This is a genomic window from Pseudomonas sp. LB3P58 (genome assembly GCF_054897895.1).
The window spans coordinates 2,197,980-2,218,673 of the sequence record NZ_JBUBVE010000001.1; the positions used below are offsets into that span (position 1 = coordinate 2,197,980).

Annotated in this window: 10 protein-coding genes and 2 riboswitches; of the genes, 5 read left to right on the forward strand and 5 right to left on the reverse strand. The window is 60.0% G+C overall.

The features are described from left to right. Positions 1-37 precede the first annotated feature (37 nt). The gene (locus ACYZTZ_RS10340; protein WP_461998104.1) at positions 38-5,653 is read left to right on the forward strand and encodes an NEL-type E3 ubiquitin ligase domain-containing protein; all 5,616 of its coding nucleotides are present in this window, start codon (positions 38-40) and stop codon (positions 5,651-5,653) included. Between the two features lie 62 nt (positions 5,654-5,715). Here ACYZTZ_RS10340 and metH read toward each other — a convergent pair whose 3' ends face one another. Beyond that, entirely contained in the window at positions 5,716-9,426 is a 3,711-nt protein-coding gene (gene metH / locus ACYZTZ_RS10345; RefSeq protein ID WP_461998105.1) for a methionine synthase, read from the reverse strand. A gap of 155 nt (positions 9,427-9,581) precedes the next feature. Here metH and ACYZTZ_RS10350 point away from each other — a divergent pair, with 155 nt between their 5' ends. Further along, complete coding sequence (locus tag ACYZTZ_RS10350; protein WP_461998106.1) at positions 9,582-11,876, forward strand: fatty acid cis/trans isomerase; 2,295 nt, start codon at positions 9,582-9,584, stop codon at positions 11,874-11,876. 213 nt (positions 11,877-12,089) lie between these two features. Continuing rightward, the gene (gene nfuA / locus ACYZTZ_RS10355; protein WP_008150988.1) at positions 12,090-12,674 is read left to right on the forward strand and encodes a Fe-S biogenesis protein NfuA; all 585 of its coding nucleotides are present in this window, start codon (positions 12,090-12,092) and stop codon (positions 12,672-12,674) included. A 146-nt stretch (positions 12,675-12,820) separates the two neighbouring features. Here the strand turns inward: nfuA and cobM are convergent, their stop codons facing one another. The 4 genes from cobM to ACYZTZ_RS10375 form a co-directional block, all read right to left on the reverse strand. Beyond that, positions 12,821-13,567, reverse strand: a complete 747-nt coding sequence (cobM, locus tag ACYZTZ_RS10360; RefSeq protein ID WP_461998107.1) for a precorrin-4 C(11)-methyltransferase — start codon at positions 13,565-13,567, stop codon at positions 12,821-12,823. 83 nt (positions 13,568-13,650) lie between these two features. After that, a complete protein-coding gene (locus tag ACYZTZ_RS10365) occupies positions 13,651-14,064 on the reverse strand; it encodes a cobalamin biosynthesis protein (protein ID WP_461998108.1) in 414 nt (137 codons plus the stop codon). Beyond that, positions 14,061-14,768, reverse strand: a complete 708-nt coding sequence (locus tag ACYZTZ_RS10370; RefSeq protein ID WP_461998109.1) for a CbtA family protein — start codon at positions 14,766-14,768, stop codon at positions 14,061-14,063. The genes ACYZTZ_RS10365 and ACYZTZ_RS10370 overlap by 4 nt, the downstream gene beginning before the upstream one ends. An 11-nt stretch (positions 14,769-14,779) precedes the next feature. Next, positions 14,780-14,983 carry a CbtB domain-containing protein gene (locus ACYZTZ_RS10375; protein WP_008150980.1) on the reverse strand — a complete coding sequence of 68 codons (204 nt, stop codon included), beginning with the start codon at positions 14,981-14,983 and terminating at the stop codon, positions 14,780-14,782. A 121-nt stretch (positions 14,984-15,104) separates the two neighbouring features. Beyond that, positions 15,105-15,333: riboswitch (cobalamin riboswitch) on the reverse strand. A gap of 176 nt (positions 15,334-15,509) precedes the next feature. Continuing rightward, positions 15,510-15,722: riboswitch (cobalamin riboswitch) on the forward strand. Between the two features lie 98 nt (positions 15,723-15,820). Here ACYZTZ_RS10375 and cobW point away from each other — a divergent pair. Both cobW and cobN read left to right on the forward strand, forming a co-directional pair. Continuing rightward, positions 15,821-16,882 (forward strand): cobalamin biosynthesis protein CobW, encoded by a 1,062-nt coding sequence (gene cobW, locus ACYZTZ_RS10380; protein WP_046048481.1) that lies wholly within the window; start codon positions 15,821-15,823, stop codon positions 16,880-16,882. A gap of 3 nt (positions 16,883-16,885) precedes the next feature. Further along, entirely contained in the window at positions 16,886-20,659 is a 3,774-nt protein-coding gene (gene cobN / locus ACYZTZ_RS10385; RefSeq protein ID WP_461998110.1) for a cobaltochelatase subunit CobN, read from the forward strand. Positions 20,660-20,694 lie beyond the last annotated feature (35 nt).

Below are 20,694 nucleotides of genomic sequence, written 5' to 3' on the forward strand. Positions count from 1 at the left end.
TTTCGTGCCTGGCCTGGGCGAGGTAATGATGGCCGTGATGGCTGTGCAACTGACCACGGACATTTATCACGGGGTTGAAGCCTGGAGCATCGGGGACACGGATCAGGCCTGGAGTTATTTGAAGTCGGTGGCCGTGAACGTGGCATTCATGGCGGCGGTAGGCGCGGTTGCCAGTAAAGCGCCGAAAGTGCTGTCCACACCCATCGTCGATGGCCTGGTGAAGGTCAAATTGCCGTTTGGCAGCGAACAGTTGTGGCGGCCTGGCTTGACGCCTTACCTGAGCGACCGGGTCTTGCCGGCGGGGCTCAAGCCCGACAAGCTTGGGCAGTATGAAGTGGGCGGCAAGACCTATATCAGGCTCGACGGTAACGTCTACGAAAAAACCTTCGACCCCACGCTGAACAAATGGCGTCTCAAACACCCGACGGCCCCGGACGCTTATTCCCCCGTTCTTGAGCACAACGGTGAGGGCGCGTGGCGCCATCGTTTCGAGCGCCCGCTGGGGTGGGATCGTGCCACCTTGTTACGACGTCTTGGCCCGGTCACCGACGGTATTGACGCGGCGACGCTGGAGAAAATCGCCGATATCAGCGGCGTTAACGACGACGCGTTGCGCAAGATCCATACGGATAACCTGCGCTTGCCATCAGCGTTATCCGACACGTTGCGGCAGTTTCAAATCGACCGTCAGCTCAATGAAATGATTGAACGGATTCGTCTCGATCAGCCGGTGCCGGACAGCCGCTACAACGCGATCTTGCCGCACGTGATCAATATGCCGCGTTGGCCGCAGGGGCGGGTGATCGACGTGTTCGACACTGCACGCTTGAGCGGTGCTTCGTCCCGCTACGGTGAGGCGTCGACATCCGTGAAGCCGAGCATCAGGATTTCCCGTGAGGAGGTGTCTGCCGGGAAATTACCCGAACGAGTGCTTTCGGCACTGGATGAGGAAGAAATCGTTCGCTTGCTGGGGGGGGAAGGTGCGCGGGTCGAGGCAGAGCGTGAAACGGTTTTTCGACAACAGCTTGGCGACCACCTTTCGGGCAACAAAACCTCATTGTTCGACACACTCAGCCAGGATTCCAAGGCAACAGCGCGTGAAATTCAGGCGCTGCAACGTACTCTCCCCAGTCTGTCGACGGACGCGGCGCAAGAAGTCCTGGCCAATGCCACAACCAAGGAGCGGCTGCACATCAAACAAACCGGCCGACTCCCCACCAGTCTGTTGCTCAAGGGGCGTGCGCGCGCCCGGGTGACTCGGCTGAACAAGGCCCTGGCCGGATTGCAGCTGGAGAGCATGGCGTCATCCGACAGCCAGCGCCTGGCGCTGCACAGCCTGGAAAAACTCCCCGGCTGGCCGAAAAACCTGCGCCTGGAAGTTCGTCAGGGCGATTGCGGCGGAAAACTGCTCGACAGCATCGGTAGCGAGACGGCCGAGCAAGTCAAATACCTGGTCAAGGACGGCTATCAACATCATCAAACCAACCAGTTCCAGGCCTTCGACCAGCAAATAAACTCGTTGAACAGCGTGCCGAAAATAGGCGACAACTTTTTCTCTTCGGTCATGCATGCGTTACCGGACGACGCTCGCACTCAGTTGGGCATGCCCCAAGTGGCGCAGGATGCCAAGTTACAAAAGACATTGGCCACTTATGCCATGGGCCACCGTGACCAGATGATGGTAACCCTCGTGCCCAATACCACTACGCCACGATTCCGTTCGCCGGTGCGACTGGCCGACGGCAGGGTCGGCTACCCATTGAGCGGGCGAGGTGCCGGAGCAATGGTGAATCCCTTATTGGTCTCCAGGTTGCGGGATGTCTATCCGATCTTCTCCGATGAGTTGGCGGAATTGATGGTCATCAAGCTTGCGCGTGATGGCATGACCGAAACGCAGATCGCCCATTTTCTGAACATGCGGGGCCGGGAATACGAGGTACTGACGGCGCAGCTCGAACAATGGATAACCAGCGGCGGCCAGAATACTGTCCGCCATCAAGTCGCACGAAACATTCAATACGTCTGGCAGCAGAGGGGTATTTACGATGGCGATGCCAGTGTTTCTCTGGACGTGCGCGCTGCAGACAGCCTGCCGGAACTGGCCGGCTACTTTCCTCACGTAAGTGATCTGAATATGAGCGTTGGTGGAGTATTGAGTCAGACACCGGAAGCCTTTATGCGCCAGTTCCCCAACGCCCGGTCGCTGACGTTGGGAGTCCAGGATGGCGTCGATAGGGTTCAACTGGTCGAGAGGCTAAAGGCACTGCCGGGTATTCGTGAGCTGGAGATGGCAGGGCCGCTGGGTCCGGAGTTCACCGAAGCTGCCCAATCGGTGATAGACGCGATGCCACAACTGCAACGATTGGACGTGATCGGCATGGCGGGCGAGCTGGATGTCAGTCGCCTGACTCAACTGCATTCGTTGAGTGTGTACGGAACGACAGAGGCCTGGCCGAAGGGCGCTCTGCAATTGCCGCAGCTCAGGTCGCTGGATCTCACTCACTCAAGCGTCAAGACACTTCCCTCTGAATGGCTATCCGGTCATGAATCACTGTGGCCCGGCATGAAACTCAACTGGGCCAGGCTGAGCACTGAGGACTTCGTGAAGGCATACGAGTATGTGCACGACAATCCTGCGCATTTGCTGGATACCGGGCAAATGCTGGATCGTTATTGCCAAGGCACGCTACACAACGCCCTGGAGACAAGCGACGAGCTTTCGAAGATTGCCCTTGGGCGAATGAAGGCTGAGGGGTTGGCAGGGCGGGCGTTGCTGGCACGGATCAATGCACTGCGCCAGGACGGACAGGCATTGCGACAGCAACTGGAGGCGTGGCAGCAGCGAACAGCAAGAGTCAATGGCCGGCAAGTCAACACTCGGGAACGAGAATTCGTTGCCCGGCGAATCCGTGAGTGCTGGCGTGATGGTCTGCGTAAACGCTATGGCGGTACGCAGGAGGCACAGTCTTCGCAACCTCAGGCCGGACCTTCAACGGTGCGGCCATGGCCTGTCATGCCGCGACAAATCATTTCATCGAATCTTGATTTGTCCGGCTGGCCGCTGGGCGATCTGCCTGAACTGCCAGCGCTGTCAGCAACGAATTTTACCCATGTGCAAACCTTGCAAATGTCGGGTGTGGTGGCCTCATCCGAGGATTTCAGTCGTTTTTTGAGCGGGTTCACCGACATTCGCGGGTTGGATCTGAGTGGCAATCAACTGCAGGATCTTCCGTCGGCATTGGGCAACCTCGGAAAACTCAGTTATCTGGAGCTGAGCCGAAATCACCTGACAATGACCCCGAGTATGCAGCAACGCTTGAACCGGTTGTCTGCCCTTGAAAGCCTGGACTTGCGCTATAACCGGCTCGATTCGCTGGATGTCAGCGCCATGACTCGCTTGAAGACCCTGCGTGTGGGACATACCGCCATTAAAGACTGGCCCAAAGGTGCGTTGGACTTGTCCGGCCTCGGGAAGCTCGAGTTGAACAACAGCGCGATCACGACGATTCCTGAGGCTGCCCTGACCGGCCATGACGCTTTAAGGATCGATATGACTGGCTGTCGGTTGACGGCCAAGGCCCGCACCGATTTGCTGGCGAGTACTTCTTCAGAAACACCCATGGGTATCCCCAGAGCCAGCTTGCAGGCGGGCATTACCATGGGTGAACCAGAGTACTTTCCGGTTCTGGTCGCGCAAAATCCGGACTTGTTACTGTCGCTGCCCGTTGTACCTGGCTATGACCTGACACGCTTGACCCCGCAAGCCCGCTTGCGAAGGCTTGACCCGGATCTGCCGGGCGCCGAGGCGATACGGATGATTGATGAACTGACGTTACGCCATGGCGGCGCTGGACCCCTGTATGAGCAATTGGCCAAATGGGACAGACAACATCAGGCATTGACGAAGACCCTGAACACATGGATCGAAACCCAACCACAGCAGATGGGTGAATCCTCTCCTCCTGTGTGGATTGCAGCCACCGAGCGTCGTCAGGCGGCTGACCGGATAATGGCGTGCTGGAGGCAGAACCTCCGAGGGGCGCAGGCCGTGGAGAGCGCATCGGGAGGTTATATCCTTGATCTGTCCGATAACCCCTTGGGCAATCTCCCGGCTCTACCCGCCGACTTCGCTCATGTCGGTGCGTTGAACCTGAACAACGTGTATCTGAGAGAAGAGGGGCTAAGCGATTTCCTTGGTGCGTTTACTCATGTTCATACCCTGGCGCTGAATGCCAACGCAATGTATGCCTTGCCAGAGTCAGTGACCTCATTGAACAGCCTCAAGCGACTTTCTGCAGTCAATAACCGTTTTTCCAATGCGCCTCAGCTCCAGCGTCAGCTTGCAGGATTGAGCAACCTGGAGTCATTGAACCTGGCGGAAAACTGGCTTGAGTCGCTGGATGTCAGCCCTCTTACCCGTTTGCAGGCCCTCGATCTGAGTGGCAATCGCCTGGTCATCTGGCCGCAGGGAACGCTTCAGCTCCCCTCGCTCAGCGCACTGGATTTGCGCGACAACATGATCGAGTCCATTCCGTCGGTCCTGATGGCCGATGAACACAGGGCATTGCGTGCGGGCACGAATCTGGCCAGCAACGAAACTCTGGATGGCGCGAGCCTGCTAATGCTGCGTAATCAGGTGCTGGAGGGCGAGCAGATAGTGGGATGGACGCCAGAAGAGATTGACGAGGCGTTGGAGCGGATTGATAGCAGTAGCCACAGCGGCACCTTTAACGACAGCGATAGCGATGACTCGATCGCAAGTGACGTAGAAGTGGATATGGATGAGGTGACAGGTACCGACGCCCGCGAGCGATGGATCGCTCCGTCAGCAGCCGACTCAGAGAATTTGATACGGATATGGAATGACTTCGAGCAAGCGCAAAACAATCAGTTCTTCTTCAATCTGCTGACCAAAATGGAAGGTACGACAGACTTCCTGACGGGACGTTCTGATCTTGTGCGGCGGGTCCATACCGTACTGAGGGTGGCCGATAGCGACGCAGGTCTGAGGGATACGATATTCGAAATGGCGAGGTCTGGCGCAACCTGCGTTGATGGTCAAATCCTGCTGTTCAGCGATATAGAAGTCAAGGCTTTCGAATTTGAGACCACGAAGTCAATTTCCCCGGGCCAACAAGGTAACGTCTTGTTCAGACTTGGCAGGAGCCTGTTTCGCCTTGGGAAAGTCGAGCAAATCGCTAACCGCGACATTGTCCAGCGACAGGCAAAGCGCCGTTCAACTGATCCGGCGGAGGTGCGGTTGGCCTATCGTATCGGCCTTGCCGAGCGGCTTGAGTTGCCGGGGCAACCAAGAGGCATGCGTTACAGCGGCAACGTTACGCCTGCCATGCTGGATGCGGCCCATGCTGAAGTGATCGCGGCAGAACAATCATCGGCATTTATGGATGATTTGGTCGGCCGCAAGTACTGGAGCGACTATTTGAAGGACAAATACCCTGAACGGTTCGCCCAGGTGCGAGAGGGCTTCGCAGGCAGAGAGCATGAAGTAGACGAGGCGTATCCAAATTATGGCGAAGGCGACGAAGAGCAGTACAAAACCGCCATGCAGGCGATAGAGGTAGACCTTCTCTTCGAGCAAGGACAGTTGGTGCGCGAATTGTCTGAAAAAGAACGGACGCTGGTGGGGCTGTAACGTTTAGCTGCAGCTTTCACAAGAACCTCGGGAGTCGCACCAGTCGACTCCCGGGACCACCATCAGTTGTCGTAACCCAGGTTCGGCGCCAGCCACCGCTCGGTCACGCTCAACTCCTGACCCTTGCGCGATGTGTAGCTCTGCACCTGATCCTTGTCGATCTTGCCCACGGCAAAATACTGCGCTTGCGGGTGAGCGAAGTACCAGCCGCTGACCGCTGCCGCCGGGAACATGGCGTAGTGCTCGGTGAGGAACACGCCGCTGCGGCCGGCTTTCATTTCCGAGGCCTCAGGGTCCAGCAACTTGAACAGCGTGGATTTCTCGGTGTGATCCGGGCAGGCCGGATAGCCCGGGGCAGGGCGGATACCGGTGTATTGCTCTTTGATCAACGCCTCGTTGTCGAGCGTCTCGTCCTTGGCGTAACCCCAATAATCTTTACGGACCTGTTGGTGCAGCCACTCGGCGCACGCCTCGGCCAGGCGGTCGGCCAGTGCCTTGACCATGATCGAGTTGTAGTCGTCGCCGGCATCCTGATAGGCCTTGGCCACTTCTTCAGCGCCGATCCCGGCGGTGGTGATGAAACCACCCACGTAGTCGATCACTTCGCTGTCGTTCGGTGCAACGAAGTCAGCCAGGGAGAAGTTCGGTTTGCCGTCGGTCTTGATGATCTGCTGACGCAGGTGATGCAGCTTGGCAATCGGCTTGCCGTCATCGCCGTAGACTTCAATGTCATCTTCACGCACCTGGTTGGCCGGCCAGAAGCCGAACACCGCACGGGCGCTGATGAGTTTTTCGTCGATCAGCTTGACAAGCATTTCCCGGGCGTCGGCGTACAACGCCGTGGCGGCTTCACCGACCACTTCATCCGTGAGGATGCGCGGGAATTTGCCCGCCAGGTCCCAGGAGATAAAGAACGGCGTCCAGTCGATGTATTCGGCCAGGACTTTCAGGTCGATGTTGTCCAGCACCTTGGCACCGGTAAACGTCGGTTTGACCGGCGCGTAAGTGCTCCAGTCGAACTGCGGCTTCTTGGCGATGGCCGCCGGGTAGCTCAGGCGTTCGGTGCGGGCGCTGCGGTTGGCAGTGCGCTCGCGGACTTCGATGTATTCCAGGCGGGTCTTCTCGACGAACGCCGGTTTCAACTCCTTGGACAGCAACTGCGTCGCCACGCCGACGGCGCGGGAGGCGTCGGTGACGTAGATCACCGCATCATTGCTGTACTTCGGCTCGATCTTCACCGCCGTGTGGGCCTTGGAGGTGGTCGCGCCGCCGATCATCAGTGGCAGATGGAAGTCCTGACGCTGCATCTCGCGGGCCACGTGGACCATTTCATCCAGCGAAGGGGTGATCAGGCCGGACAGGCCGATGATGTCGCACTTCTGCTCCTTGGCCACCTGCAGGATTTTCTCCGCCGGTACCATCACGCCGAGGTCGACGATGTCGTAGCCGTTACAGCCCAACACCACGCCGACGATGTTCTTGCCGATGTCGTGCACGTCGCCTTTTACCGTCGCCATGAGGATCTTGCCCTTGGCTTCCGGCTTGTCGCCTTTTTCCAGTTCGATGAACGGGATCAAGTGGGCCACGGCCTGCTTCATCACGCGGGCGGATTTCACCACTTGCGGCAGGAACATTTTGCCCGCGCCGAACAGGTCGCCGACGATGTTCATGCCCGACATCAACGGGCCTTCGATCACTTCGATCGGGCGAGCGAAGGACTGACGGGATTCTTCGGTGTCTTCAACGATATGCGTGGTGATGCCTTTGACCAGCGCATGCTCCAGACGCTTGTTGACGTCCCAGCTGCGCCATTCTTCGGTCTCGGCTTCCTTGACGCTGCCGTCGCCCTTGTACTTGTCGGCAATGGCGAGGAGGGCGTCGGTGCCTTCCGGGGTGCGGTTGAGCACTACGTCTTCCACGGCGTCACGCAGTTCGGCCGGGATCTGGTCGTAGATCTCCAGCTGGCCGGCGTTGACGATACCCATGGTCAGGCCGTTGCGGATCGCATACAGCAGGAACACCGAGTGAATCGCCTCGCGCACCGGATTGTTGCCACGGAACGAAAACGACACGTTGGACACGCCACCCGAGGTCAGCGCGTACGGCAGTTCGTCACGGATGTAGGCACAGGCGTTGATGAAGTCCACAGCGTAGTTGTTGTGTTCTTCGATGCCGGTGGCCACGGCGAAGATGTTCGGGTCGAAGATGATGTCTTCCGGCGGGAAGCCGACTTCGTTGACCAGAATGTCGTAGGAACGTTTGCAGATCTCTTTCTTGCGCGCTTCGGTGTCGGCCTGGCCGGCTTCGTCGAAGGCCATCACGACCACGGCGGCGCCGTAGCGCTTGCACAGTTTGGCGTGATGAATGAACTGCTCGACGCCTTCTTTCATGCTGATGGAGTTGACGATGCCCTTGCCCTGGATGCACTTGAGGCCGGCTTCGATCACTTCCCACTTGGAGGAGTCGATCATGATCGGGACGCGGGAGATGTCCGGTTCACCGGCAATCAGATTGAGGAAGGTCACCATGGCCTTCTTCGAATCGAGCATCCCTTCGTCCATGTTGATGTCGATCACTTGGGCGCCGGCTTCGACCTGTTGCAGGGCGACTTCCAGGGCTTCGGTGTAGTTGTCTTCACGGATCAGGCGGGCGAACTTGGCGGAACCAGTGATGTTGGTCCGCTCGCCGACGTTGACGAACAACGAGCTGCGATCGATGGTGAACGGTTCCAGGCCCGACAGGCGGCAGGCCTTTGGAATGTCCGGAATTTCACGCGGCGCATAACCGGCCACGGCGTTGGCGATGGCTTCGATGTGGCCCGGCGTGGTGCCGCAGCAGCCGCCGACGATGTTCAGGAAGCCGCTTTGGGCGAATTCTTCGATGACCTTGGCGGTTTCCGACGGCAGTTCGTCGTACTCGCCGAATTCGTTCGGCAGGCCGGCGTTCGGGTGCGCGGAAACGTAGGTGCTGGCCTTGTTCGACAGTTCTTCCAGGTACGGACGCAATTCGCTGGCGCCGAGGGCGCAGTTCAAACCGACCGAGATGGGCTTGGCGTGGGCCACGGAGTTCCAGAAGGCTTCGGTGGTCTGGCCGGAGAGCGTACGGCCGGACGCATCGGTGATGGTGCCGGAGATCATGATCGGCAATTCGACGCCGAGTTCTTCGTACACACCTTGCACCGCGAAGATCGCCGCTTTGGCGTTCAGGGTGTCGAAAATGGTCTCGATCAGGATCAGGTCGGCGCCGCCTTCGATCAGGCCTTTGGTGGCCTCGGTGTAGTTTTCCACCAGTTCATCGAAGGTTACGTTGCGGTAGCCGGGGTTGTTCACATCAGGCGAAAGCGAGCAGGTGCGACTGGTAGGACCGAGCACGCCCGCGACGAAGCGCGGCTTGTTCGGGGTTTCCAGGGTCTTGGCATCTGCAACCTTGCGCGCCAGGCGTGCGCCTTCTACGTTTAGCTCGTACGCCAGGCCTTGCATGCCGTAGTCGGCCTGGGACACCTGGGTGGCGTTGAAGGTGTTGGTTTCCAGAATGTCGGCGCCGGCATCCAGGTAGGCTTTCTCAATGGCGCCAATCACGTCCGGGCGCGTCAGGATCAACAGGTCGTTGTTGCCCTTGACGTCACTTGGCCAGTCGGCGAAACGTTTGCCGCGGTAATCCTGCTCCTCGAGCTTGTAGCTCTGGATCATCGTTCCCATGCCGCCATCGAGAATCAGGATGCGCTCTTTGAGGGCGTGCTTGAGAGCTTGAAGGCGAACACTGCGATCGGACATTTGGACTACTCGGAAAGACCATGACGAAGGGGCGGGATAATACCAAACCTGTGCGGTTTTAGAGCATGTCCCGGTTTTGCATGAATATCGCTCATGTTGGGGTGGGGGTCAGACCGGTAGAATCGCGGCGTTTTTTCATGATTGGGACCAGGGATATGTCTTATCGCGTCATCAGCATTGTTTTGCTGTTTTTAAGCTGGGGCGCTGCCGCGCAGGATCCGGCCATTTCCTCTGCCATTTCCTACAGCCGCGACATCCAACCGATCTTCACCGAAAAGTGTGTGGCCTGCCATGCCTGCTATGACGCCGCCTGTCAGCTCAATCTGGGCAGTGGCGAAGGGGCTGCCCGTGGCGCAACCAAGATCCCGGTCTACGTTGGCGATCGCCGCCAGGCTGTCGCGCCGACCCGGCTGTTTTATGACGCCTTCGGCAAACGCGCCTGGCAGCAAAAGGACTTCTATTCGGTGCTCGACGCTCAGGGCAGTCAGGCCGCGTTGATGGCGCGGATGCTCGAGCTGGGCCACAAAACCCCCTTGCAACCCAACGCCAGGTTGCCGGAGGACATCGTCCTTGGCCTGAACCGGGAAAACATGTGCGCCCTGCCGGCCGAGTTCGACGGCTACGCCAAATCACATCCCCAAGAGGGCATGCCGCTGGCGGTCACCGGCCTGACCGACCAGCAATACCAGACGCTGCAACGCTGGCTGGCGTCCGGCGCACCGATTGACGAGCAAGGCCTTGTGCCGAGCGCCAAAGAAGCGTTGCAGGTGGTGCAGTGGGAAAACCTGCTCAATTCACCGGGCGCACGGCAAAGCCTGGTGGGGCGCTGGTTGTTCGAGCATTGGTTTCTCGCTCATCTCTATTTCAAGGACGGCGAGCCGGGGCATTTCTTTCAGTGGGTGCGTTCGCGCACGCCGACCGGCCAGCCGATCGATCTGATCAATACACGCCGCCCGAATGACGATCCGGGCACTCAGGTGTATTACCGCTTGTGGCCGGTGCAAGGCGTGATTGTGCAAAAGACCCACATCACCTACCCGTTGAGCGCGGCGAAGATGGCACGCATCAAAAGCCTCTTCTATAACGGCAACTGGCAGGTCCACGCCTTGCCGGGCTATGGGCCGGAGCGTCGGGCCAATCCGTTCACCACGTTCGAGGCGATCCCGGCCCAGGCGCGCTATCAATTCATGCTCGATAACGCCGAATACTTCGTCCGTACGTTTATTCGCGGCCCGGTGTGCCGCGGCCAGATCGCCACCGACGTGATCCGCGATAACTTCTGGGCACTGTTCCAGGCGCCTGAGCACGACCTCTACATCATCGATCCGAAGTACCGCGGCCAGGCCACGCCGTTGCTGGCGATGCCGGGGCAGAACGACGATGTCGGCAGCGTCCTGAGCCTGTGGCATGACTACCGCGACAAGCGTAACGAGTACGAGGCGCTGCGCCGTGACAGTTACGCCGATGCGCCAGCGCCGAGCTGGTCGACCTTATGGGCCGGTAACGATAACGCCTTGCTGACGATCTTCCGGCATTTCGACAGTGCCTCGGTGAACAAAGGCCTGATCGGTGACGTGCCGCAAACGATGTGGCTGTTCGACTTCCCGCTGCTGGAGCGCACGTATTACCAGTTGGCGGTCAACTTCGACGTGTTCGGCAATGTTTCCCATCAGGCGCAAACGCGCCTGTACTTCGACCTGATCCGCAACGGCGCCGAGCAGAATTTTCTGCGCCTGATGCCGGCCAATTCGCGCGACGACTACCTCGACGACTGGTACCAGAGCGGCGGCAAATTCAAGATGTGGCTGGACTACGAGGCCATCGACAACGACAAAGAAACGGCGCTGGTACTGAACGAAAAAGACCCGAAACGCGATTTTGCCCTGCAGTTGCTCACCCGTTACGGCGACCTCAACGCCAAACCGGATCCGATCAACCGTTGTGACGGCGCTTATTGCTCGCGGCCGAACATCGATCTGGCCTTGCAGAGCGCCGAACAGGCGTTGAGTCGTCTGACTTCGCGTCCGGCGGCCGGGTTGAAGGTGATCGATCAGTTGCCGGAAGCGACCCTGCTGCGCATCGAAACCGCGAGCGGCAAGCGCGAGGTTTACAGCCTGCTGCGCAACCGGGCGCACAGTAACGTCGCGTTTCTGCTCGGTGAATCTCTGCGTTATCAACCGGGGCTCGACACAATCACCATTTTTCCGGGCGTGCTCAGCAGCTATCCGAACTTCATGTTCAACATCCCGGCCGAGCAAGTGCCCGCGTTCGTCGATGCAATGGAAAACGCCAAAGACGCTGCCAGTTTCGAGAAAATCGTCGAGCGCTGGGGCATTCGCCGCAGCCATCCGCAGTTCTGGTTCTACTTCCATGACCTGAGCCGGTACGTCCACGAGACCGAACCGGTGGAAGAGGGCGTGCTGGACATGAACCGGTACGAGAATCTTTGATGCGCGGAATTTAGAGGTGCCTGCGATCCAGTGTGGGAGCGGGCTTGCTCGCGAAGGCGGTAGACCAGTCAACATTAATATTGACTGTTATAGCCTCTTCGCGAGCAAGCCCGCTCCCACATTGGATCCGCTGCGCTTTCCCGACAAAAATACTAGGACTTTGTACGGCGCGATGATTGGCGTAAACTGCGCCCAAGCCTGCGAGGAGTTTCCATGACCGCTATTACCATTACCGACGCCGCCCACGATTATCTGGCTGATCTGCTCTCCAAGCAGAACACCCCAGGCATCGGCATCCGCGTCTTTATCACCCAGCCTGGCACCCAGTACGCCGAAACCTGCATTGCTTATTGCAAGCCGGGCGAAGAAAAACCTGAAGACACGGCGCTGGGGCTCAAAAGCTTCACCGCTTACATCGACTCGTTCAGCGAAGCCTTCCTGGACGATGCGGTAGTCGACTACGCCACCGACCGTATGGGCGGCCAGCTCACCATCAAGGCGCCAAACGCCAAAGTACCGATGGTCAGCGCCGACAGTCCGGTCAATGAGCGTATCAACTACTACCTGCAAACCGAGATCAACCCGGGGCTGGCCAGCCACGGCGGTCAGGTCAGCCTGATCGATGTGGTCGAAGACGGCATCGCCGTGTTGAAGTTCGGCGGCGGTTGCCAGGGCTGCGGCCAGGCAGACGTCACCTTGCGCGAAGGTATCGAGCGCACCTTGCTCGAGCGCATTCCCGAGCTCAAGGGTGTTCGTGACGTCACCGACCACACGCAGAAAGAAAACGCCTACTACTAAGTAAGGTGTTCGCTGCAGACATAAAAAACGGCGCCCCGTGAGCGCCGTTTTTTATGGGTGAAGCCTTAAAAGATCGCAGCCTTCGGCAGCTCCTACAGGTGTACGCATCCCTATGTAGGAGCTGCCGTAGGCTGCGATCTTTTGATCTATGGGCGATACAGATGCGCATGCCCGGCACGATACAGCGACGACTCACTGAAGTGATCACTGCCCAACACTCGCCCCACCAAAATCAACGCCGTGCGTCGAAACCCCTTTGCTTCAACCTTCTGGGCAATATCCGCCAACGTCCCCACCACCCAGTCCTGATCCGGCCAGGTCGCCCGGTGAATCACCGCAATCGGGCAATCCGCGCCGTAATGCGGCAGCAATTCGGCCAGGATCTTCTCCAGATGATTGACCCCCAGATGGATCGCCATGGTCGCCCCGTGCTGCGCCAGGCTGCCGAGCTCTTCGCCGGCGGGCATCGCGGTCTTGTCGGCGTAGCGGGTCAGGATCACGCTTTGCGACACGTCCGGTAACGTCAGTTCCGCGCCAAGAAGCGCCGCGCAGGCCGCCGTGGCCGTGACGCCGGGAATGATTTCAAACGGGATGTCGAGTTCGCGCAGGTAGCGAATCTGCTCGCCAATGGCGCCATAAAGACTCGGATCGCCAGAGTGCACCCGGGCCACGTCCTGACCCTTGGCATGGGCGGATTTGATCAGCTCGATGATCTGTTCCAGGTGCAGTTCGGCGCTGTTGACCACCTGTTCGGCGCGATGGCCTTCCAGCACGGCGGCGGGCACCAGGGAGCCGGCATAGATGATCACCGGGCAGCTGCGAATCAGCCGTTGGCCTTTGACGGTGATCAGTTCCGGGTCGCCGGGACCTGCGCCAATGAAGTAGACGGTCATCGTCGGTTCCTGTGAGAAAAAGGGGCTGGGCAAGGCTTCAGATGAAGATTGCTCATGATCAAAGACGGGGATTATCGAGGATTTTAGGCAGCGCCGGCCAACGCCAAGGTTGCCTGGGCATATTTTTGTCGTGAGATCAGCAATTTTGCCGGTGCCTGGGCCAGGTGTTCGGCCAGGGCCAGGGCGGCACTTTCCGCGACGCCGTAGCAGCCGGTGCGTTCGAACGCGATGTCCGAGCGGTGGCTGAGTTGCGGTTGATAGACGGCCAATTGTTCACAGCTGAAATACTGCAATGGTAACGCAAGCTGTTCGGCCAATTCGATCAAGCCCGGTTCTTCGCGCTTCAGGTCGATGCTGGCCAGGGCCTTGATCTGGTGAAGTTCGATTTTATAAGCCTGTAACGCCTGATCGAGCAGCGCCCGCAGCGTGCTGACGGGGCAGCCGCGCTGGCAGCCCAGGCCGACTACCAGAGTCGGCGCTGTGCTGATCTCAGTCATGCGTGGTATTGACCATCGCTTTTGCGGCGGAACAACCAGGCACTGATCAGGCCCAAGGCCAGCCAGAATCCCATGTTGGTCAGCTGCGAAGCGATTTTGAACTGAGCTTCCAGGGCTTCTGGAGCCAGCATCGAGTGGACTTCCGGTTGTGGTGCGCCGATCACATGAGGAACAGCCAGGATTGCCACGCCGAGCACTTTCATTAGCCAGTGACGACTGAACACGATCAATGCGATGCCGACCGCGGTGGAGGCGGCCGTGCCGATCCACCAGATCTGCCGTTGCGCCAAATCAGCCGCAGCAGTGCCCGGCAGTTCAGGCGGTAGGCCGAGGGTCGGTGCCAGCACGAACGTCGCATAACCGGCCAGGCCCCAAAGCAGGCCTTGGGAGGTTTTGGTCGGCGCGCGCAAGGTGTAAAGACCGGCCAGCATCAGGGCGAAACCGACCGCTACCACCAGGTTGCCGCCGGTGGTGGACAGCACGCGCTGCCAGCCGTCTTCCGGTTCCCAGGCTTCAGCATCGTGGGTGTGAGCGGCGACAGCACCTGCGGCGTGTTCGTGAACTTCAACAGCGGCGGGCTCGGATTTTTCGAACGTCTCGGCCTGCAGAATCAGCGGGGCCACCCAGAAGCTTTGCAGCAGGGTCAGCAGTAGGGCGGCCAGCAGCCCGGTGAACCCTGCGGTTTGCGCAATACGCTTGATCATGTCAGCAGGTCTCAATGGCACGGGAATGCAGAGCTGTGGCGGGTATCGTGAGCGGCGTTGTGCACCGCTTCGATGTGCGAGAAACCGGCGAAATACACAAGGCACGCACCCAGGATCGACGCACACACGGCGGCGGTCAGGCGTTGAGTCAGGGTATTGGTGGTGCTGGCGGTGCTTTTATCGGTGTTGCTGCCGGTGCTGCTGATGATCGACATGGCGCTTCCCTCTGGTCTGTCAGCGGGTGATTTAGAGCGCATGGAAGACCCCTGCGAATCGGGATCGCAGAGGTTCAAACAGCGCCCGCCCACCGCGGGTTTGTTATTCAGTGATCGTAATGGTCACTTTGTGTTGCGGGCCGGTCTCCGGGCTCACGAGGGGCACTGGCTTTCGCCTTGACCTGCAAGCATCACCTTCCCATGCCGAACTGCTGGCACAGTGGATCTGACGCTTCGCTCGCTTACCGTTGCGGGGGCAGCACCGGACTGACATGACTTTAGAGTAAAGCACATGATTCACCGGTTTCCCGTTTCACCCTGTGAAGGGCACCCGTAACAAGGCGTGTAGGAGAGCATGGGCGGGGGTTGGGCGTCAATTGGCAAGGGTTCTCAACTTGGGGCCGAGGCGACTTCATCGCGAGCAGGCTCGCTCCCACAGTTGATCGCATTCCAATGTGGGAGCGAGCCTGCTCGCGATGGGGCCAGTGAGAGCGCCACAAGACATTGACCCGCCCCCACACGATGCGTAGCCTTGCGCTTTCGAGGTTCTTCGGCGTCTGCCGAAGCTAAGAAGGGAACGCGGTCGATGCCGCGGCTGCCCCCGCAACTGTGAACGGTGATGTTCGCTGCCACGCCACTGCAAACCCTGTGCAAAGGGTTCGCGGGAAGGCGCAGCCAACGCCAGTCGAACGATTGGCACACCGTCAGCCAGGAGACCTGCCTCGAAACGAATTCTCACTACAACCGGGCGGGGTGATCCGGTGGCGAAATCTTCCGCGCGCCTATGCAGCAGCGGTCGTCGTCCCGTATGCCCGCCACCTTGCCAAAGGGCATCCGATGAAAACACTGGCCAAACTCCCCGTCACCATCGTTACCGGCTTCCTCGGCTCGGGCAAAACCACCTTGCTGCGGCACATGCTCGACAACGCTCAGGGCCGCCGCATTGCGGTGATCGTCAACGAGTTCGGCGAGCTGGGCATCGACGGCGAAATCCTCAAGCAGTGCTCCATCGGTTGCACTGAAGAAGAAGCCAACGGCCGCGTCTACGAACTGGCCAACGGCTGCCTGTGCTGCACCGTTCAGGAAGAATTCTTCCCGGTGATGCGCGAATTGGTCGCCCGTCGCGGCGACCTCGACCACATCCTGATCGAAACCTCGGGTCTTGCCCTGCCAAAACCTCTGGTGCAAGCCTTCCAGTGGCCGGAAATCCGCAGCGCCTGCACCGTTGACGCGGTCATCACCGTGGTCGACAGCCCAGCGGTCGCCGCCGGCACTTTCGCGGCTTTCCCGGACCAGGTCGATGCCCAGCGCAAACTCGACCCGAACCTGGACCACGAATCGCCGCTGCACGAGCTGTTCGCCGACCAACTGGCCAGCGCCGACCTGGTGATCCTCAACAAGGCCGACCTGATCAGCCCTGAAGACCTGGCCCGTGTGCGCCTGGAAGTCGCTGAAGAACTGCCGCCAGCGGTGAAAGTCATCGAAGCCAGCAGCGGTCGCGTGCCACTGGACGTGCTGATCGGCCTCGGCGCCGGCTCCGAAGAACACATCGACAGCCGTCACAGCCATCACGATCACCACCATGAAGGCGAAGATGATCACGACCACGATGCCTTCGACTCCATCTCCATCGAATTGCCGCAAGCCGACGAAAGCCTGCTGCTGGACGCGTTGACTCAACTGGTGGTCCAACACGGCATCCTGCGCGTCAAAGGTTTCGCGGCGATCCCGAACAAACCAATGCGCCTGCTGATCCAGGGCGTGGGCACACGTTTCGACAAGCACTTCGACCGTCAGTGGGGCGCCGACGAAGCGCGCACCACGCGTCTGGTGTTGATCGGTCAGGAGCTGGACGCCACTCTGCTTGAAGCGCAATTGCGCGCTGCGCTCAGCGTTTAAGCCATGCACCTGCTCAGGACCCAGCCCGGCGGTTTCGTGTCGGATGACAACATTGCCGACCTTGGACAAACCCCCGCCGAGCTGGTGATCCTGTGCAGCGGCGACTCCAGCCTCGCGCTGCTCGCCGAAGCCGCGCAGCAACTGCCCGACGACTACCCGAGTGTGCGCCTGGCCAACCCGATGCAGGTGCAGAATCACGCCTCGGTCGATCTCTACTTCGACGAAGTGCTGCGCCACGCCAAGGTGATTCTGATTTCGCTGCACGGCGGCATCGCCTATTGGCGGTACGGCGTCGAGCAACTGGTGCAACTGTCGGAGCGCGGCGTGCAGCTGATTCTGGTGCCAGGCGATGATCGCCCGGACCCGGAACTCAGCGAGCTGAGCACGGTGGGCGCGGAAGACCGCGACCGGCTCTGGCAGTTTCTGCGTCAGGGTGGCATGAACAATGCTCTGGATTTTTTTCGCTGCCTTGCCAATCGCTGGCTGGACCGCGACTACGCCTGGGCCGAACCGCAAACCCTGCCGCGCACAGCGATTTACCACCCGCACAAAAGCCCCGCTGAACTGAAGGATTGGCAAGCCGACTGGCAGGCCGATCAACCGGTGGCGGCGGTGCTGTTCTACCGCTCGCATTTGCAGGCGGCCAATACAGGCTTCATCGATGTTTTCTGCCAGCGTTTGCAGGCGGCAGGGTTGAACCCGTTGCCCATTGCCGTGGCCAGTTTGAAAGAACCCGGCTGCCTGACGGTGGTCGAGGACCTGTTGGACGAAGTCGAAGCCGGGGTGATTCTCAATACCACCGGTTTCGCACAATCCAGCCCCGAAGCGCCGCACTTGCGACCGTTTCGCCGCAATATTCCGGTGATCCAGGCGATCTGTGCTCAGGACAACGAACCGGGTTGGCGCGCCAGCGAGCAAGGCCTCGGTCCGCGTGATCTGGCGATGCACATCGCGCTGCCGGAACTGGACGGGCGGATCATCAGCCGACCGATCAGCTTCAAGGACCTGGCTTGGCGCAGCGAGCGCAGTCAATCCGATGTGGTCTGCTACCGGCCACAACCGGAGCGCATGGATTTTGTCGCCGAACTGGCGCGACGCTGGATTGATCTGGCGCGTGTACCGAACAGCGAAAAACGCATCGCCCTGATCCTCGCCAACTACCCGACCCGCGATGGTCGCATCGGCAATGGCGTGGGCCTCGACACCCCGGCCGCCGCGCTGAATATCCTGCGTGCGCTGCATAAAGAAGGTTATCCGCTGCCGGCCGAGCTGCCTGATAGCGGGACCGCGTTGATCCAGCAGTTACTCGGTGGCGTCAGCAACGACCTCGACACCCTCGACCAGCGTCCGTGTCAGCAAAGCCTTGCGATGGACGACTACCTGCTGATGTTCAACGCCTTGCCCGAAGCCAACCGCCAGGCCGTGCTGGAACGTTGGGGCTCGCCGCAAAGCGATCCGATGTGCCGTGGCGGGCGAATGATGATCGCCGGGCTGCGCTTTGGCCTGACCTTCGTCGGCATTCAACCGGCGCGGGGTTATCAGGTGGACCCGAGCGCGGTGTATCACGACCCGGACCTGGTGCCGCCTCACGGTTATCTGGCGTTCTATTTCTGGTTGCGTAACACCTATGGCGCCCACGGCGTGATCCACGTCGGCAAACACGGCAACCTCGAATGGTTGCCGGGCAAAGGCGTCGGGCTGTCCGAGAATTGCTGGCCAGATGCGCTGCTCGGGCCGTTGCCGAACATCTATCCGTTTATCGTCAACGATCCGGGCGAGGGCGCCCAGGCCAAGCGCCGTACGCAGGCGGTGATCATCGATCACCTGATGCCGCCGCTGACCCGCGCTGAAACTTACGGCCCGTTGCGCAACCTCGAATTACTCGCCGACGAGTATTACGAAGCGCAATTACTCGATCCGCGCCGTGCCCGGGAATTGCAGCGCGACATCCTGCAACTGGTGCGCGACACGCACATCGACCGCGAACTGCAACTGGACGAGAAGCTCGACAGTGATGCCGATGCGGCGATCTGGTTGCCGCGTCTGGACACCTATTTGTGCGACTTGAAAGAGTCGCAGATCCGCGACGGTTTGCATGTGTTTGGCGAGTCGCCGACCGGGCGTTTGCGTATCGATACGTTGTTGGCGTTGTTGCGCATTCCGCGTGGCGATGGGCGTGGTGCGCAATCGAGTCTGCTGCGGGCCTTGGCCAAGGCGTTCACGTTGGGCTTCGATCCGCTGGATTGTGCGCTCGCCGAACCGTGGACCGGGCCGCGTCCGATTGAACTGCAAACGCTCACCGATGAAGTCTGGCGCACGGCAGGTGATACCCGCGAACGTCTGGAACTGTTTGCCACGCACCTGATCGAGCAAGCCTTGATCACTGAAGTTGAGCAGCTGAACGCGCCAGGCTGGTCAGAGGTGAAAGCCATCATCGACAGCCTGCGCGAAGTCGTCGCCCCGCGTCTGGACGCTTGCGGCCCGGCGGAAATGCGCGGTCTGCTTGACGCCCTAAGCGGTCGCTTCGTGCCGGCCGGCCCCAGCGGTGCGCCGAGTCGCGGTCGGCTCGACGTGCTGCCGACCGGGCGCAACTTCTACTCGGTGGACGTGCGTAACCTGCCGACCACCACCGCGTGGCGTATCGGTTTCCAGTCGGCCAACCTGATTCTTGAACGACACCTGCAAGACCACGGCGATCACCTGCGTCAGCTCGGCCTGTCGGTGTGGGGTACCGCGACCATGCGCACCGGCGGCGACGACATCGCTCAGGCCATGGCGCTGATGGGCGTGCGACCGGTCTGGGCCACGGGCAGTCAGCGAGTTGACGACTTCGAGATTCTACCGCTGAGTCTGCTGGACCGTCCGCGCGTGGACGTGACGTTGCGCGTCTCCGGATTCTTCCGCGATGCCTTTGCCAATCTGATCCGTCTGTTCGACGCCGCCGTGCAAGCGGTCGCCGCCCTCGACGAGCCGGACGACCTCAACCCCTTGGCGGCCAAAGTGCGTGCCGAGCGCGAAGCATTGATGCAATCGGGGCTGGATGAAGAGGCGGCCAAGCGTCAGGCCGGTTGGCGCATCTTTGGCGCCAAACCCGGTGCCTATGGCGCGGGCGTGCAGGGCGCCATCGATGGTCGTCTGTGGCAAAGCCGCGACGATCTGGCCGAGGTTTATCTGAACTGGGGCGGCTACGCTTACGGTGGTTCTGACGAAGGCACCGCGGCGCGAGAGCAGTTCGCTCAGCGCCTGAGCCAGGTTCAGGCTGTGCTGCAAAACCAGGATAACCGTGAACACGACTTGCTCGACTCCAACGACTATTACCAGTTCCAGGGCGGCATGCTCGCGGCCGTGGAAAGCCTCAGTGGCGAAGCGGCGGCCAGTTACCATGGCGATCACAGTCAGCCGGATCTGCCGAAAATCCGTACGTTGAAGGAAGAGCTGAGCCGGGTGATTCGCTCGCGGGCAGCCAATCCGAAGTGGATCGACGGCGTGAAGCGCCACGGCTATAAAGGCGCATTTGAACTGGCGGCGACGGTTGATAATCTGTTTGCGTTCGATGCCACTACGCAACTGATCGACGATCACCAGTATGCGTTGCTGGCGGATGCGTATTTGCTGGACCCTGCGACCCGGGATTTTGTCCGTGAGCATAATCCGCATGCGTTGCGCGACATGACCGAGCGGATGCTTGAGGCGCAGCAGCGGGGGATGTGGAAGGAACCGGGCGACTACCGTGAAGCGCTGGAGAATTTATTGCTGGACATAGAAGAAGACAGCTAATGCGCCGCAGAACCCTGTGGGAGCGAGCTTGCTCG